This window comes from Thalassobaculum sp. (genome assembly GCF_965223715.1).
Taxonomy (GTDB): domain Bacteria; phylum Pseudomonadota; class Alphaproteobacteria; order Thalassobaculales; family Thalassobaculaceae; genus Thalassobaculum.
This window is the reverse complement of record NZ_OZ245012.1, coordinates 3,343,928-3,357,346: the sequence shown is the minus strand read 5'-3', so window position 1 is coordinate 3,357,346 and position 13,419 is coordinate 3,343,928. Positions and strand designations below refer to the sequence as shown.

15 protein-coding genes and 1 tRNA gene are annotated in these 13,419 nt (G+C 67.7%); 12 read left to right on the top strand and 4 right to left on the bottom strand.

Annotated elements, in window-relative coordinates:
- The first annotated feature begins 190 nt into the window (after window positions 1-190).
- The 4 genes from ACOQOP_RS15460 to ACOQOP_RS15445 all read left to right on the top strand — a co-directional run bounded on the left by ACOQOP_RS15460 (window position 191) and on the right by ACOQOP_RS15445 (window position 4,420).
- Window positions 191-1,435 carry an MFS transporter gene (locus tag ACOQOP_RS15460; RefSeq protein ID WP_420562705.1) on the top strand — a complete coding sequence of 415 codons (1,245 nt, stop codon included), beginning with the start codon at window positions 191-193 and terminating at the stop codon, window positions 1,433-1,435.
- A 31-nt stretch (window positions 1,436-1,466) separates the two neighbouring features.
- On the top strand, window positions 1,467-2,942 hold the full coding sequence (locus ACOQOP_RS15455) for an NAD(P)-binding domain-containing protein (protein ID WP_420562704.1): 1,476 nt from the start codon (window positions 1,467-1,469) through the stop codon (window positions 2,940-2,942).
- A gap of 90 nt (window positions 2,943-3,032) precedes the next feature.
- Entirely contained in the window at window positions 3,033-3,719 is a 687-nt protein-coding gene (locus ACOQOP_RS15450) for a 3-oxoacid CoA-transferase subunit A (RefSeq protein WP_420562703.1), read from the top strand.
- Window positions 3,716-4,420, top strand: coding sequence for a 3-oxoacid CoA-transferase subunit B (locus ACOQOP_RS15445; protein ID WP_420562702.1), 705 nt, complete (start codon window positions 3,716-3,718; stop codon window positions 4,418-4,420). The genes ACOQOP_RS15450 and ACOQOP_RS15445 overlap by 4 nt, the downstream gene beginning before the upstream one ends.
- A gap of 22 nt (window positions 4,421-4,442) precedes the next feature.
- On the opposite strand, the gene ACOQOP_RS15440 is transcribed toward ACOQOP_RS15445, so the two are convergent.
- Window positions 4,443-5,396 carry a complex I NDUFA9 subunit family protein gene (locus ACOQOP_RS15440; protein WP_420562701.1) on the bottom strand — a complete coding sequence of 318 codons (954 nt, stop codon included), beginning with the start codon at window positions 5,394-5,396 and terminating at the stop codon, window positions 4,443-4,445.
- A gap of 205 nt (window positions 5,397-5,601) precedes the next feature.
- On the opposite strand from ACOQOP_RS15440, the gene ACOQOP_RS15435 reads away from it, so the two are divergent.
- The 8 genes from ACOQOP_RS15435 (at window position 5,602) to ptsN (ending at window position 11,818) form a co-directional block, all read left to right on the top strand.
- Window positions 5,602-5,688: transfer RNA gene (locus ACOQOP_RS15435), tRNA-Leu, on the top strand.
- Window positions 5,689-5,726: 38 nt separating this feature from the next.
- A complete protein-coding gene (locus ACOQOP_RS15430) occupies window positions 5,727-6,338 on the top strand; it encodes a ribonuclease D (RefSeq protein ID WP_420562700.1) in 612 nt (203 codons plus the stop codon).
- A 213-nt stretch (window positions 6,339-6,551) separates the two neighbouring features.
- On the top strand, window positions 6,552-7,109 hold the full coding sequence (gene lptC, locus ACOQOP_RS15425; protein WP_420562699.1) for an LPS export ABC transporter periplasmic protein LptC: 558 nt from the start codon (window positions 6,552-6,554) through the stop codon (window positions 7,107-7,109).
- A gap of 23 nt (window positions 7,110-7,132) precedes the next feature.
- Window positions 7,133-7,942 (top strand): LptA/OstA family protein, encoded by an 810-nt coding sequence (locus ACOQOP_RS15420; RefSeq protein ID WP_420562698.1) that lies wholly within the window; start codon window positions 7,133-7,135, stop codon window positions 7,940-7,942.
- Between the two features lie 104 nt (window positions 7,943-8,046).
- Window positions 8,047-8,844 carry an LPS export ABC transporter ATP-binding protein gene (gene lptB / locus ACOQOP_RS15415; protein ID WP_420562697.1) on the top strand — a complete coding sequence of 266 codons (798 nt, stop codon included), beginning with the start codon at window positions 8,047-8,049 and terminating at the stop codon, window positions 8,842-8,844.
- 12 nt (window positions 8,845-8,856) lie between these two features.
- Window positions 8,857-10,464: an RNA polymerase factor sigma-54 gene (rpoN, locus tag ACOQOP_RS15410; protein ID WP_420562696.1), complete on the top strand. Its 1,608-nt coding sequence runs from the start codon at window positions 8,857-8,859 to the stop codon at window positions 10,462-10,464.
- 200 nt (window positions 10,465-10,664) lie between these two features.
- Complete coding sequence (gene hpf, locus ACOQOP_RS15405; protein WP_420562695.1) at window positions 10,665-11,252, top strand: ribosome hibernation-promoting factor, HPF/YfiA family; 588 nt, start codon at window positions 10,665-10,667, stop codon at window positions 11,250-11,252.
- Window positions 11,253-11,353: 101 nt separating this feature from the next.
- Window positions 11,354-11,818 carry a PTS IIA-like nitrogen regulatory protein PtsN gene (gene ptsN, locus ACOQOP_RS15400; RefSeq protein ID WP_420562694.1) on the top strand — a complete coding sequence of 155 codons (465 nt, stop codon included), beginning with the start codon at window positions 11,354-11,356 and terminating at the stop codon, window positions 11,816-11,818.
- Between the two features lie 18 nt (window positions 11,819-11,836).
- On the opposite strand, the gene ACOQOP_RS15395 is transcribed toward ptsN, so the two are convergent.
- From ACOQOP_RS15395 to ACOQOP_RS15385, 3 genes are all read right to left on the bottom strand, one after another.
- Entirely contained in the window at window positions 11,837-12,070 is a 234-nt protein-coding gene (locus ACOQOP_RS15395) for a DUF1150 family protein (protein WP_420562693.1), read from the bottom strand.
- Window positions 12,071-12,072: 2 nt separating this feature from the next.
- Window positions 12,073-12,537 (bottom strand): Hsp20 family protein, encoded by a 465-nt coding sequence (locus tag ACOQOP_RS15390; protein WP_420562692.1) that lies wholly within the window; start codon window positions 12,535-12,537, stop codon window positions 12,073-12,075.
- Between the two features lie 180 nt (window positions 12,538-12,717).
- Window positions 12,718-13,389: a trypsin-like serine peptidase gene (locus tag ACOQOP_RS15385; protein WP_420562691.1), complete on the bottom strand. Its 672-nt coding sequence runs from the start codon at window positions 13,387-13,389 to the stop codon at window positions 12,718-12,720.
- Window positions 13,390-13,419: the final 30 nt, after the last annotated feature.

Sequence of the window (13,419 nt, the reverse complement as noted above, 5' to 3'; positions counted from 1 at the left end):
AGGCGCAATGACGTTTCAATCGGCAAGATCATAACCGTTCTTTGCCCGAAGATAAGAGTCGAGGGCACGCGCCGGCTCCCTGCGACCGAACGCGGCGGTGCGGGCAGGGTTCCAATCTGCGCTAAGATCGTGTGCCATCCCCTCCGACGCCAAGGCCGCGGCCCCCGCGGCGGCGAGACCGGGCTCCGTCATGATCGACCATCCCATCCTGCGCACCCTGGCGCATCGCGATTACGGCCTCTACACCCTGGGCAACGGGGTCTCGCTCATCGGCATGTGGGTGCAGCGCGTCGCCCTGGGCTGGCTGACCTGGGAACTGACCCATTCGGCCACGTGGCTGGGTGCGGTGGCCTTTGCCGACCTGTTTCCCTCCGTACTGATCGGCCTGATCGGCGGCGTGGCGGCCGACCGGTTGGACCGGACCCTGGTGATCTTCGCCTGCCAGGCCCTGTCCATGGCGTTGGCGGTGCTACTCGGTATCCTGACGCTCACCGGCCACATCTCGGTCGAGATCGTCGTCCTGATGACCTTCCTGAACGGCACGGTGATCGGCTTCAACCAGCCCTCCCGCCTCGCCTTGGTGCCCAGGCTTGTGCCGCGTGAGCGGATCACCACGGCGGTGGCGATCAACTCCATGGTGTTCAACACCGCCCGGTTCATCGGCCCGGCGGTGGCCGGGCTGGTGATCGTGTGGGCCGATCTCGGCTGGGCCTTCATGGTCAACGGCCTGAGCTATCTCTGCCTGCTGGCCGCGCTGATGGTCATCCGCGCCCGCAACCCGTCCATCGGCCGCGAGGGCGGCGTGCCGCGGCCTCGGCGCGGGCTGATCGGCGACATCGCCGAGGGCATGCGCTACGGCGCCAGCGATCCGGGGCTCGGGCCGATCCTGCTGCTGCACCTGGTGACGGCGATCTCGGTGCGGGCGGTGACCGAGCTGCTGCCCGGCTTCGCCGACCGGATCTTCGGCGGCGGCGCCGACACGCTCGCCATGATGACCTCGGTGACCGGGATCGGCGCGATCATCGGCGGCTGGATGCTGGCGGGGCGGCGGCAGGAAGGCGGGCTGGTGCCGGTCGTGCTGGTCTCCTCCATCGTGATCGCGCTGTCGGTTCTCGTCGTCGCGCTGTCCGGAAACCTGTGGGTCGCGCTGTTCGCGCTCGGCGTTTACGGCGCGTCGATGGTGGCGGCCGGTGTCGGCACACAGACCATCGTCCAACTCGCGGTACCGTCGGACAAGGTCGGCCGGGTGCTGAGCCTGCACGGGATCATCTTCCGCGGCGGCCCGGCCATCGGCGCGCTGGCCATGGGGGCGGCGGGCGACGTGGTGGGCCTGCGTCCTCCGGTGATCGTCGGCTGTGCCATTGCTCTGGTCGTCGTCGCCGCTATCTGGATGCGGCGACGTGCCATCTCGGCGGCGGTCGACCATACGGAGTGACGTTTCACCACAGGACGGGGGAGGGTGGGGGATGACGGTGACCGACACGGCGGGACTGGGCCTGCAGGCACTGGAACAGCGGGTGGCGCAGGATCTGCCGAAGATCGCCTATCCCTCCGGCCGCTGGGTCACGCCGCACCACACATCGGACGGAACCCGTATCCTCGACGTGCTGATCGTCGGCGGCGGTCAGGGCGGTACCGCCATCGCCCATGCCCTGAGCCGCCATCGGATCGTGAACCTCCGCATCGTCGACCAGTCGGAGCCAGGCCTGGAGGGTCCCTGGAACACCTATGCTCGCATGGCGACCCTGCGCTCGCCCAAGGCGGTGACCGGGCCGGATCTCGACATTCCTTCGCTCACCTTCCAGGCTTGGTTCGAGGCCCAGCACGGTACCGCCGCCTGGGAGGAGCTGAACAAGATCGCCAAGGGCGACTGGGTCGACTACCTGCTCTGGCTGCGGCGCGTTCTGGGCCTGACCGTGGAGAACGGCAAGCGGGTGGAGCGGATCGAGCCGGCGGAGCCCTATCTCGTCGCCACCATCCGCGACCTCGCCACCGACCGGGTGGAGCGGGTGACCGCCCGCAAGGTCGTGCTGGCCACCGGCATCGAGTCGTCCGGGCGCTGGTGGACGCCGCCGGTGGTCGAGCCGGTGGACAGGCGGTTCTGGGCCCATACCTGCGAGGAGATCGATTTCGCCGCGCTCGCCGGACGGCGGGTGGCCGTTCTCGGCGGCGGCGCCTCGGCCTTCGACAACGCTGCCACCGCGCTGGAGGCGGGGGCGGCGTCGGTCGCGCTCTGCGTGCGCCGGCCGGAGTTGCAGCGGGTTCAGCCGTTCCGCTGGCTCAGCTTCCCCGGCTTCCTGGGGCACTTTCACAGTCTGGACGATGCCTGGCGCTGGCGGTTCATGAACTACCTGCTGTCCATGCGCGAGGCCTTCCCGAAGGAGACTTGGGCGCGGGTCGCGTGCCACGAGACCTTCACGCTGCGAACCAACGCCGCCTGGGAACGGATCGAGACAGCGGGCGACGCGGTGCGGATCACCACGCCGTCGGGCGCGCTGGAGGCCGACTACCTGATCGTCGGCACCGGCTTCGACATGGATCTGGCCCTCAAGCCGGAGTTGGACGGGGTGGCGGAGCATGTGGCGCGCTGGTCCGACCGCTACGCCCCGCCGGCGGGCGAGGAGAACCCGCGCCTCGGCCGCTATCCCTATCTCGGCCCGGCCTATGAACTGCTGGAGCGGGTGCCCGGCAACGCCCCCTGGCTGAAGCACATCCGGCTCTTCACCTTCGGGGCGACCATGAGCTTCGGGCCGTCGGGGGCCTCGATCAACGCCATGAAGTTCGCCGTCCCGCGCATGGCCTCCGGCATCGCCCGCGACCTGTTCCACGAGGACGTGGCCGACCATTGGGAAAACCTGACCAGCTTCCAGTTGCCGGAGTTCCTGTTCGACGGCGAGGAGGGCGAGGCCGCCCCGACGGTGCCGGTGATCGATCGGGGCTGAGCCGGGACCGGGTTCAGGCTGGACCCGACCGTCCCGTCGGCTTACCTATTGCGGAACAAGAATCAGCCGATCCGGGGAGCGCCAAGACCCATGCCCATCGACAAGATCGTCCCTGACGTCGCCGCGGCCGTCGCCGGCGTGAAGGACGGCGACACCATCATGATCTCCGGCTTCGGCTTCGCCGGCGTGCCGAACGATCTGATCCACGGCGTGCTCGACAGCGGCGCCAAGGACCTGACCGTCATCTCCAACAATGCCGGCACCGGGACCGAAGGTCTCGCGGCCCTGATCGGCAGCGGGAGAGTGACCCGGATCATCTGCTCCTACCCGCGCTCCAAAGGCTCCGACCTGTTCGACGCGCGCTACGCCGCCGGCGAGATCGAGCTTGAGCTGGTCCCCCAGGGCACCCTGTCGGAGCGCATGCGCGCCGCCGGCGCGGGCGTGGCCGGGTTCTACACCCCGACCGGCGTGGGCACCGACCTGGCCGAAGGCAAGGAGGTACGGAACTTCGACGGCCGCGACTACGTGCTGGAACTGCCGCTGCGCGCCGATATCGCCCTGGTCCAGGCCTATAAGGCGGATCGCTGGGGTAATCTGATCTATCGCAAGGCGGCGCGGAACTTCGGTCCGGTCATGGCCATGGCGGCCGACCTGACCGTCGTGCAGGTGCGCGAAATCGTGCCGCTGGGCGAGATGGATCCCGAGGCCATCGTCACCCCCAGCATCTTCGTCGACCGGGTGGTCCATATCGACAACGACCGGGAGTGGGACATATGAGCACCGCCGTTCCGAGCGCCGAGACCGGCGAGGGTTTCACGAAGCTCACCCGCCTGCAGATCGCCCGCCGCGCCGCCGAGATGATCCCCGACGGCAGCTTCGTCAATCTGGGCATCGGCATCCCGACGCTCGCCGCCAACGTCATGCCCGAGGGCAAGGAGATCGTGCTCCATAGCGAGAACGGCATCCTCGGCGTCGGGCCTGGGCCGGCCGAGCAGGATCGCGACCGCGACCTGATCAACGCGTCCAAGGAATACGTGACCCTGCGGCCGGGCGGCTCGTTCTTCGTGCACAGCGATGCCTTCGCCATGATCCGCGGCGGCCATCTCGACCTGGCCCTGCTCGGCGCCTTCCAGGTGGCCGGCAACGGGGATCTTGCGAACTGGACCACCGGCGACCGGCGCTTCCCGCCGGGCGTGGGCGGGGCGATGGACCTCGCCGCCGGGGCCAAGGGCATCTGGGTGCTGACCGATCACGTCACCAAGAAGGGCGAGCCGAAGATCGTCAACACCTGCTCCCTGCCGCTGACGGCACCGGGCGTGGTCAAGCGGATCTTCACCGATATCGCCGTGATCGACGTGACCGAGGGTGGCCTGGTGGTGCGCGAGATGGTGCCGGGGCTGACCCTGGAGCAGCTCCAGGCGATGACCGAGCCAAAGCTGACCCTGGCCGAGGACTGGAAGGAACTGGTGGTCGCCTGAGGTTGGCGGCCTTATCGAAAGGTCACGCCGCCTGGCGGCCCGTGCTGTAGCGGCCGCCGGGGCGGAACTTGTCGAGATAGGTGGGCACCATCACCTCGACCGGCGTCGCCTTCACGCCGAGATCGGCCAGGGTCTTGGCGTCCTTGGCCACCACGTTGTCCGACTTCAGCAGCTCGACCTGATCGCGGGTCAGCATCGGGCTCGGCAGCAGCTCCATGACGGTCGCCTGGAGCGACGCCGCCCAGAACGGCAGGTTCACCAGCTTGGCCTTCCGGTTGGTCTCCTTCAGGACGATCTCCATGAGCTCGCGGAAGCTGTAGATCTCCGGCCCGCCCAGCTCGTAGGTCTGGCCCTTCGCCGCCGGGGTCTCCAGTGCGGCCATCACCGCATCGGCCACGTCGTCCACATAGACCGGCTGGAACTTGGTCTCGCCCCCGCCGATCAGCGGCAGCACCGGCGAGATCAGCGTCAGCGCGGCGAAGCGGTTGAAGAAGCTGTCATTGGCGCCGAACACGACGGAGGGGCGCAGGATCGTCGCCTCCGGGAAGGCGGCGCGCACCGCCTGCTCGCCCTCGGCCTTGCTGCGAGCGTATTTCGAGGCCGAGCCGGCATCGGCGCCGATCGCCGAGATGTGCACCATGGCTTCCGCACCGACATCCTTCGCCGCCTTGGCGATGATGCCTGGAGCCGTCGCCTGGACCGCCTCGAAGGTGTTGCGGCCCGACGGGTGCAGGATGCCGACCAGGTTGATGACGATGGAAGCGCCGTTGACCGCCCGGGCGATCGCGGCCGCATCGGTGACGTCGGCCCGCATCGGGGTGACCTGGCCGACCACGCCCATGGGCTTCAGGAACTTCGCCTTCTCCACGTCGCGGCACACCGCGTTGACCCGCGCCCCGCGCTTGGCCAGTTCGCGCACGATGTTGCGACCGATGAAGCCGGACGCGCCGAAAACGGTGACGAGCTTGCCTTGCATGGCCGTTCCACTCCTGCACTCGGGAATTACCGGGGTCTTATAGTACAGCAGGCTTGCGGAGGGGAGAACGAATGCCGTGCGACAGATCGCGCAGGGTGGCGGCGGGGCCTATCGAAAAAACGGTGTGAAATCCCGTTTGACATTGTTCGCGCGGCGCTTATAACACGGCCCTCCGAACGGTCCTTCAACGGACCGTCCGCACCTTGCCCAGGTGGCGGAATTGGTAGACGCGCTAGCTTCAGGTGCTAGTGACCGTACGGTCGTGGAAGTTCGAGTCTTCTCCTGGGCACCATCTCTTCTCGTCCGACTTGCCGATCCGGGATCCCCATCATGACCGCGACCGTGCATCAGGGCGATCTCCCCGACGGACTGGATCTCGGCAAAGTCGTCGCCATCGACAGCGAGACGATGGGCCTGCGCCCCGAGCGCGACCGGCTCTGCGTCGTCCAGCTCTCCAGCGGCGACGGCGACGCCCATCTCGTGCAGTTCGCCAAGGACATCTACCACGCGCCGAACCTGTGCCGGCTGCTGACCGATCCCACCGTCCTCAAACTGTTCCACTACGCCCGCTTCGACGTGGCGGTGATGCAGGCCTATCTCGGCGTGGTGACCACCCCGGTCTACTGCACCAAGATCGCCTCCAAGCTGGTCCGCACCTATACCGACCGGCATGGCCTGAAGGACCTCTGCCGCGAGCTGCTCGGGGTCGAAGTGTCCAAGCAGCAGCAATCCTCCGACTGGGGGGCGACCGAGCTGACGCCGGAGCAGGTGGCCTATGCCGCCTCCGACGTGCTGCATCTGCACCAGCTCAAGGCCCGGCTCGACGAGATGCTGGCCCGCGAGGGTCGGACGGAGATGGCGCAGGCGGCCTTTGACTTCCTGGCCACCCGAGCCCATCTCGACCTCATCGGGTATGGCGAAGAAGACATCTTCGCCCACTGATCCGCAGCGTTGTTGAGCGCGGTCTGCCGGAGCCGTTGTCTTCGGTGGCCTTTGCCTATGCCTCGTTCCGTCTGCGCGCTATAAACCCTTGAGAAGAAGAGTCGCGGGACAGGACCAGTAGTGGCAGTCGCTCAACACTCCAGCCATCACGCCTCCCCGACAGGGCGTCATCGCCCGGTGGCCCGGGCCAGCCGCCTCGTCGCGGCGATGAAGATGCTGTTGCCCGCCCTGGCGATAACGCTGGTGGCCCTGGTGCTGATCTGGCCGCAGATCGGCCGCAACACGGCCGACATCCCGGTCGATCAGGCGCCGGTGACCCTGGAGGACGTCGACACCCTGCGGATGGCCAATCCCCGATTCGTCGGCCTGGACGAGAATGACCAGCCGTTCGAGATCGTCGCCCGCGCCGCCACCCAGATCGGCGAGAACGGCCAGGCGGTCGAACTGGACCATCCCCAGGCGGACATGGTGAACAAGGACGGGACCTGGGTCTCCCTCAACGCCGACGAGGGCGTGTGGTTCAAGGACGCCTCCGTGGTCAACCTGACCGGCGGCGTGGCGCTGTTCCACGACGCGGGCCATCAGCTCGTGACCGAGGAGGCGATGATCGACATGGGGCCGGGCAACGTGTTCAGCGAGGTGCCGACCCAGGGCCAGAGTCCCGGCGGCACGATCCAGGGCGAAGGCATGCAGAGCCTGGACCGCGGCGCGCGAATCATCTTCACCGGCAAGGCCCGGGCGGTCCTGTACAGCACCGGCTCCAGCGAGTGACGACTTTGAGTGATGGGTTCCCGATGATGGCGCGTCTGGCCGCGATACTGGTGACGGTCCTGGTCCTCGGCCTCGGCGGCGGTGTGCGACCTCTCCAGGCCCAGCTTCTGCAGCAGGAAGGGGACGACCCGGTCATCATCGAGGCCGATGACGGCATTGAATGGGTCCGCGACGACAAGCTCTACATCGCCCGGGGCAACGCCAAGGCCGTGCGCGGCACCCTGACCGTCAGCGCCGACACCCTGACCGCCGCCTATCGGGCGAAGGACAGCGGCGGCAGCGAGGTCTACCGCCTGGAGGCCCTGGGCAATGTGGAGATCCTGTCCACCCAGGACCGGGCCGTGGGCGACCGCGCGGTCTACGACATCGACCAGCAGGTGATCGTGCTGACCGGCGACGACCTGAGCTTCAAGAGCGGCGTCGACACGATCACCGCCCGCGACAGCCTAGAATACTGGGAAGAGCGCCGCCTGGCCGTCGCCCGGGGCGACGCCTCGGCCTGGCGCGAGGGTCAGCGGATCGACGCCGACGTACTGACCGCCCATTTCGGCGACGGCCCGAACGGCGAGAACCGGATCGAGCAGGTGGACGCGCTGGGCAATGTCGTGATCACGACGCCCGAAGAGGTCGTGCGCGGCGAGGAAGGCGTCTACGATGTGCTGCGCGAGGTCGCCACGCTGGTGGGGGATGTGCGCGTGACCCGGGGCGAGAACCAGCTCAACGGCGAACGCGCGGAAGTGAACCTGAAGACCGGGGTCAGCCGCATGCTGCCCGGTTCGAAATCCGGGGGACGGGTGAAGGGCCTGTTCACGCCGGAGCGGGAGAGCAACTGACGCGGTGCGGAAAACCGCCGCTCGTCCTGTCACCGTGCTAGACTTGGCCGGTGGGGGCGTAACTGGAGTCCGGCAGACAGTGCCGGCAGGGGACGAGAGAACGGATGGCACCGATCGACGGGGTTCGACCGACACGCACTGACGAGGCCTCGCCGCGTCTCGTGCACGAGAACACCGCGCGCCGCGGGCTCGCCGCCCATAATGTCGGCAAGCGGTTCAAGAAGCGGCCGGTTCTGCGCGACGTCTCGGTGCATGTCCGTCCGGGCGAGGCGGTGGGGCTGCTGGGACCGAACGGCGCGGGCAAGACCACCTGCTTCTACATCATCACCGGCCTGATCGCGACCGACGCCGGCTCGGTGACCCTGGACGGCCAGGACATCACCGACCTGCCCATGTACCGCCGCGCCCGGCTGGGGATCGGTTACCTGCCGCAGGAAGCGTCCATCTTCCGCGGGCTCAGCGTCGAGCAGAACATCGCCGCGGTTCTGGAGGTTGTCGAATCCAACGCCAGCCGCCGCGAGGCGATGCTGGAGGATCTGCTGGCCGAGTTCTCCATCAGTCACCTGCGCCGCACGCCGGCCCTGGCCCTGTCCGGCGGTGAGCGCCGCCGCGTGGAGATCGCCCGGGCGTTGGCCTCCGGCCCGCAGTTCATCCTGCTGGACGAGCCGCTGGCCGGCATCGACCCGATCGCCGTGGGCGAGATCCGCGACCTGATTTCGCACCTGACCGACCGCGGCCTGGGCGTGCTGATCACCGACCACAACGTCCGCGAGACGTTGGAGATCGTCGATCGCGCCTACATTCTCCATGATGGCATGGTCCTGATGGAAGGATCGCCGGACGACATCGTCGGGAACCGCGATGTCCGGCGCTTCTACCTCGGGGAACGTTTCAGTCTCTGACGCCGTCCGACCATGGCCCTGTCGCAACGCCTAGACCTACGCCAGGGACAATCCCTTGTCCTGACGCCCCAGCTCCAGCAGGCGATCAAGCTGCTGCAGCTGAACAACATGGAACTGGCGGAATATGTCGAGGGCGAGCTGGCGCAGAACCCACTGCTGGACCGCGACGACGGGGACGGACCGGCGGTCCTGGAGGCAGCGGCGGCCGACAACCTGCTGCGCCATGACGGCGAGGCGCCGGCAGCCCCGAGCGAGGGCGACGGTTTCGGCGATGCGGTGGACGATGGCGGCCGCGACACCCTCGACAGGACCACCACCGACGCCATCCCGGCCTCGGGCGATGATCCGAACGACATCGACTACGACAACAGCTGGGGCAGCGCCGGCATCGAGGAGACCGACGGGATCGCGGCCATCGGCTCCGGCGACCTGTCGAGCTGGAGTACTGCCGGCGGTGGCGGCGGCGGGATGGTCGGCGACGACGATTTCGGCCTGGAGCAGATGGTCGCGGACTCCAAGACCCTGCGCGACCACCTGCTCGACCAGATGTCGATCGAGTTCGATGAGCCCCGCGACCGGCTGATCGCGGCCCACCTGATCGACATGGTGGACGGCGCCGGCTACCTCTCCGGCGATGTCGAGGCCCTGGCCCGGCAGCTCGGCGCGGAGCTCGAGGAGGTCGAGCGGGTGCTGAAGCGGGCCCAGGGATTGGATCCCGCCGGGGTGCTGGCCCGCGACCTGAAGGAATGCCTGGCGCTGCAGCTTGCGGACCGCAACCGCCTCGACCCCTGCATGCAGGCCCTGCTCGACAATCTGGACATGCTGGCCCGACGCGAGGTCGCCGCCCTGAAGAAGGTCTGCGGCGTCGACGATGAGGACCTGGCCGAGATGATCGGCGAGATCCGGGCGCTGAACCCGAAGCCGGGCGAGGCCTTCGACCGGCCGCTGGACCAGCCGGTGGTGCCCGACGTGCTGATCCGGCGCGGCGCCGACGGCAAGTGGCTGGTCGAGCTGAACAGCGACACCCTGCCCCGGGTGCTGGTGAACAACGCCTATTACGCCGAGGTGTCCAAGGTCGCCGCCAAGGACCGCAAGGCCAAGGAATATCTGTCGGAATGCCTGCAGTCGGCGAACTGGCTGACCCGGTCGCTGCACCAACGGGCGACCACGATTCTGAAGGTCTCCACCGAGATCGTGCGCCAGCAGGACGCCTTCTTCGAGCACGGCATCCAGTATCTGCGGCCCCTGGTCCTGCGCGACATCGCCGATGCCATCGGCATGCATGAGAGCACGGTCAGCCGGGTGACCAGCAACAAGTTCGCCGCCACCCCGCGCGGCATCTTCGAGCTGAAGTATTTCTTCACCTCCGCCATCGCCTCGGCGGCCGGCGGGGAGGCCCATTCGGCCGAGGCGGTCCGTCACCGGATCAAGGGCCTGATCGACGGCGAGCCGGCCAATGCCATCCTGTCCGACGACAGGATCGTCGAACTATTGCGGGCAGACGGCGTGGATATCGCCCGAAGGACGGTCGCTAAGTACCGGGAGGCAATGCGGATTCCGTCAAGCGTGCAACGCCGCCGCGAGAAGGCGGGACAGGCCGTGATGGCCGGACGCCGATAGGGGGCCATATCTGCTGCATGACTCGATTGTTGACCTTGAAACGCGCTACACTTAGGTTCCGGCGCTTCGCTCAGATGGGACCGGAACGGGTGGCGCCGGCGCGGCGAAAAAATCGCGCTGCGGAGCCATTTTGGCTCGTGCGAAACCCGGTGTCCGTACCCACCTGATGCGAAGGGCGGACGCAAGATTGGATATGGACCATGCAGATTTCTGTCCAAGGCAAGCAACTCGACATCGGTGACGCGCTGCGCGAGCGGATCGAAACCGAGATCGGCGAGATCGCGACCAAGTACTTCTCCGATCCGATCGAGTCCACGGTGACCATGACGAAGGCGGCCAGCCAGTTCGTGGCCGACATCGTCGTCCATGTGGGCAAGGGCATCACCGTCCAGAGCGAAGGCAAGGCGTCCGATGCGCACACGGCCTTCGACGCTGCGGCAGAGCGCATGGGCAAGCGGCTGCGACGCTACAAGCGGCGCTTGCGCGATCATCATCGCGGGCACGCCCAGGATGCAATTTCCGCCCAACAGTATATCCTGGCTGCCGAGACCGACTCCGAGGGGGACGAGGTCCACGAGCCCGACGGCTGGAACCCGGTCGTCGTCGCGGAGATGGAGACGGCGGTGGACACCCTGACGGTGGGTGAGGCAGTCATGCGCCTCGACCTGTCCGGCGCCCCCGCGCTCATGTTCCGCAACCGGGGGCACGGGGGTATCAACATGATCTATCGCCGCTCCGACGGGAATGTCGGGTGGGTGGATCCTGCCGGGGCAACCGGCGCGGACTAGACGCGTTCCTGAAGACGGACGCGTCCGAAGCAGGTCAATTCGAGCACGATTCCGACTTCGTCCGCCCGTCAGGCTGGACGGCCAAAAGAGCGAGCACGAGCATGGACATCACCGACCTGATCTCGACGGACGGCATCATTCCGAGCCTGCGGGTCACCAGCAAGAAACAGCTCCTCCAGGAGCTGGCGCGCAAGGCGTCCACGCTGACCGGAGTCGAGTCCCGGGAGATCTTCGAGGTTCTGCTCGAGCGCGAGCGGCTCGGCACGACGGGGGTCGGCCACGGTATCGCCATCCCCCACGGCAAGCTGCCCAAGCTCGACCGGCTCTATGCCGTGTTCGCCCGGCTCGACAAGCCGGTGGATTTCGACTCGATAGACGACGAGCCGGTGGATCTCGTCGTCCTGCTTCTGGCACCGGAAGCGGCGGGCGCCGACCATCTCAAGGCGCTCGCCCGCGTCTCCCGGCTGCTGCGCGATCGCACCGTCTGCACCAAGCTGCGGGGCTGCGAGAGCACCGATGCGATCTACGCCCTGTTCAGCGCCGCGGCGGCGAGCCACGCCGCCTGACGGCTCTCCGCTATCGGGTCAGTGCAGGCTGACCGCCTGGAGGTCGCTCTGGCGGATCGCCAGTTCGGCCAACTCCCGGGTCGGGAACAGCCGCACCGCCATGCCGTCGGCGGCATGGACCACGTAGTGTTCCGCGCCCTCCTCCTGCACCGGCTTGATGAAGGCGACCTGGTTCAGGCCGAGCGCGCCCAGGGCCTGGGGCGTCATCGCCGCCAGATACTGACGGCTGGTTTGATTGGTGTTGTCTGACATCGTTACTCTCCTGCCTCGGCCGGCTCCGCGTCGACATCGATCGTGTCGGCTTTGCGGCGGGCACCCTTGATCGGAATGGTCTTCACCGTGGTTTCGGGCAGCGGGCGCTGCAGATCGATATGCAGCAGGCCGTTGTCCAGTTCGGCCGAATCGACCTGGATCCCCTCGGCGAGAACGAAGGTGCGCTGGAACTGCCGGGCGGCGATGCCGCGGTGCAGATACACCCTGCCATCCTCCTCGGCCTGGCGGCCGCGGACGACGAGCTGATTGTTCTCAAGATGGATCTCGAGGTCGTCCATCGTGAAACCGGCGACTGCGAGCGTGATGCGCAGGCCGGAATCCGAGGTCTGTTCGATGTTGTACGGTGGGTAGCCGTCCGACTGGGCCTTCTGGACCCGGTCCAGCGCTCTCTCGAAATGGTCGAATCCGAGCAGGAGCGGAGAGTTGAACATGGATATGCGTGCCATCGGCAATCCCCTCAAGCGAGCGAGACATCCGGTCCGGGCAACAGGCCCGGCTGGAGCCCATGGACCCGCTGTCGCGCGATCCAAGGGCACCGATCCTTGCGGCATCGGTTGTCGATAAAGATGGTCGTGGGATCAGCCGATATCAAGAGGTGCAAACGATCGATGACGCGCCCGAAACGGCTATCGGGCCGCGGCGATCTGGGCGGCGCTGACCGGCTCCGCGTCGCCGGTCCCGTCGATCCGACCCACATGGATGGCCGCGATGCTGAGCCCGCCCGGCCGGTCGATCAGCAGCGGCGACCCGGAATCCCCGGACACCGCCTCGCAGTTATGGCGCCACTGCCCGCCGGCCCGGGTGCCGAGAAAGGAGCAGGCGGGGTCGACCGTCAGCACATGGCCCCGGTCGCCGCTGTACCCGGCCTGGGCCAGGGCGGCGCCCGACGCCGGCAGCGGGCCGTCATAGATCGGGATCGCCGGCAGGTCGATCGGCGCCGACAGCCGCACCAGGGCGGAATCCGGGCCGAGCGGGATGTAGCCCGAGGCGGTTCGGTGCGCCTTGAACTCGCCGCGGGCATAGCCGGCGAGGAAATGCACGTTGCTCGGATCCGCCCATTTCCCTTCGCCGATCGGGTTCAGGCAGTGATTGGCGGTCAGGACCAGGTCCGGGGCGACCAGCGTCCCGGTGCAGTGCCGGCGGATGCGGTAACCGGCGACGTTCAGCCGGCCGATGGAGGCCCAGGGATGGGCATCCGGTGCGACGGTCACCCGGCCGTCCCGGGCGGCCGACGGGCCGGTCGCGGTCAGGCCGGCTGCCAGAAGGGCTGCGAGCAGCAGCAGGAGTCTTACGGTCATCGCCAACCTACGTCCGGCTCGGTGTTCCGC